This window comes from Mesorhizobium sp. M7A.F.Ca.CA.002.05.1.1 (assembly GCF_003998335.1).
Lineage (GTDB): Bacteria > Pseudomonadota > Alphaproteobacteria > Rhizobiales > Rhizobiaceae > Mesorhizobium.
Window position 1 is genome coordinate 1 of sequence record NZ_RZQI01001162.1, and the last position, 1,542, is coordinate 1,542.

A 1,542-nucleotide genomic window follows, 5' to 3' on the forward strand; every position below is an offset into this window, starting at 1 on the left:
GTTCAGCTCCTGCGATTCGATCAAGGGGGTTTCGATGATCAAGCCGGAGAGACGCGCGGCGGCGGCGTGGATGTCGGCGATGCCGGGAAGGGTGGTCATGGTGGGTCCTGTGGGAAGATGTTGCCCTTCATGATGCCCGCAAAGGGAGGTGGCGCACCATGGGAAAAATGTGACCGTTACAAAGTTTAGCGAGTCATGATCGGCGTTTGCGCCGCCCCTCATCTGGCTGCCGCCATCTTCTCCCCGTAAACGGGGAGAAGGACGCTGTCGCCTTTGGTTTCGCCAATCTTCAGCGTTGCAAGGGGGTGCGGCGCTTCCCGCCAGCTTCTTTCTCCCTGTTTACGGGGAGAAATGCCCGGCAGGGCAATGAGGGGGCAGCGCCGAGATCGGCCAAATTGGCCACCCAATCTAGCCAAGCAAAGTCCTCTGCCTCTTGCCCCCACCCAGCTTGCGCCAGTTGTTGAAACGGTGGCTGGCGGCGGCAAAGGATATCTTCATCTGCTGGGCGACCGAGTAGCGCGACTTGCCCTCGTCGAACATGCGGTAGCAGCACTCGACGCCCTCCTCCGTCAGTTTGCCGTCCGGCGCCTTGTTGTGCGGGTTGGCGGGGTCGAATTTCTCGACCTGCTGCTCGACCAGGCCCTTCAGGCGCTGCAGGTCGGCCTCGATGCTGGCGATGAGATCGAGAACGGGCTTGGGATCATAGGGGTGCGGAGGCTGTTTTGCCGTCATCTGCCGGTTCCTTGTTCTTGGCTTGAGTCCAGCAATATAGGTGAACATTCACTGATAATGAAGAGTCACCGCGGGCGTGGGGCTTCAACAATTCTTGACCGCGACCCAAGCGCGCAATTGACCGAAGGTGTTCAAAACCCTAGTTTAGAACTATTCTAAACTAGGGTGAATTCCTCATGCTTTCCCGTGTTTTCGGCTTCGGCCGCCGCCCCTTCGAATCGCTCTCCGAACAGGAGATCCTGGCGCTGGCCATTTCCTCCGAGGAGGATGACGGTCGCATTTACCGGGCCTATGCCGACGGGCTGACGGAAAACTTCCCGCAATCGGCAAAAGTGTTCGAGGAGATGGCCGAGGAAGAGGATGGCCATCGCGATGCGTTGATCGAGCTTTTCCGCAAGCGGTTCGGCGAGCGCATACCGCTGATCCGGCGCGAACATGTGAAGGGTTATTACGAGCGCAAGCCCGACTGGCTGGTCCGGCCGCTCGGCATCGAGCACGTGCGCAGCCATGCCGAGGCGATGGAGCGGCAAGCCTACCTTTTCTATGTCGAGGCGGCCAAGCGCACGGCAGATGCTTCGACGCGAAAACTGCTCGACGATCTGGCGGTGGCCGAACTGGGCCATGAGACCCTGGCGCAGCGGCTGGAACAGAAACATGTGCCGGGCGCCGTCAAGGCCGAGGAGGCCAGCGCCGAGCAGCGCCAGTTCATCCTCACCTATGTGCAACCAGGGCTGGCCGGGCTGATGGACGGGTCGGTGTCCACTCTGGCGCCGATCTTTGCCGCTGCCTTTGCCACGCACGACGCCTGGC

2 protein-coding genes and 1 pseudogene are annotated in these 1,542 nt (G+C 60.8%); 1 reads left to right on the top strand and 2 read right to left on the bottom strand.

Annotation, left to right across the window (positions count from 1 at the left end; all coding sequences use genetic code 11):
• Both EN939_RS39925 and EN939_RS33665 read right to left on the bottom strand, forming a co-directional pair.
• A pseudogene (locus EN939_RS39925) lies at positions 1 to 99 on the bottom strand (pyridoxal-5'-phosphate-dependent protein); the annotation flags it as partial.
• Positions 100 to 408: 309 nt separating this feature from the next.
• Positions 409 to 732 (bottom strand): hypothetical protein, encoded by a 324-nt coding sequence (locus EN939_RS33665; protein WP_023813492.1) that lies wholly within the window; start codon positions 730 to 732, stop codon positions 409 to 411.
• Positions 733 to 908: 176 nt separating this feature from the next.
• Here EN939_RS33665 and EN939_RS33670 point away from each other — a divergent pair.
• The coding region (locus tag EN939_RS33670) for a ferritin family protein (RefSeq protein WP_272483130.1) at positions 909 to 1,542 on the top strand (634 nt) is incomplete at its 3' end.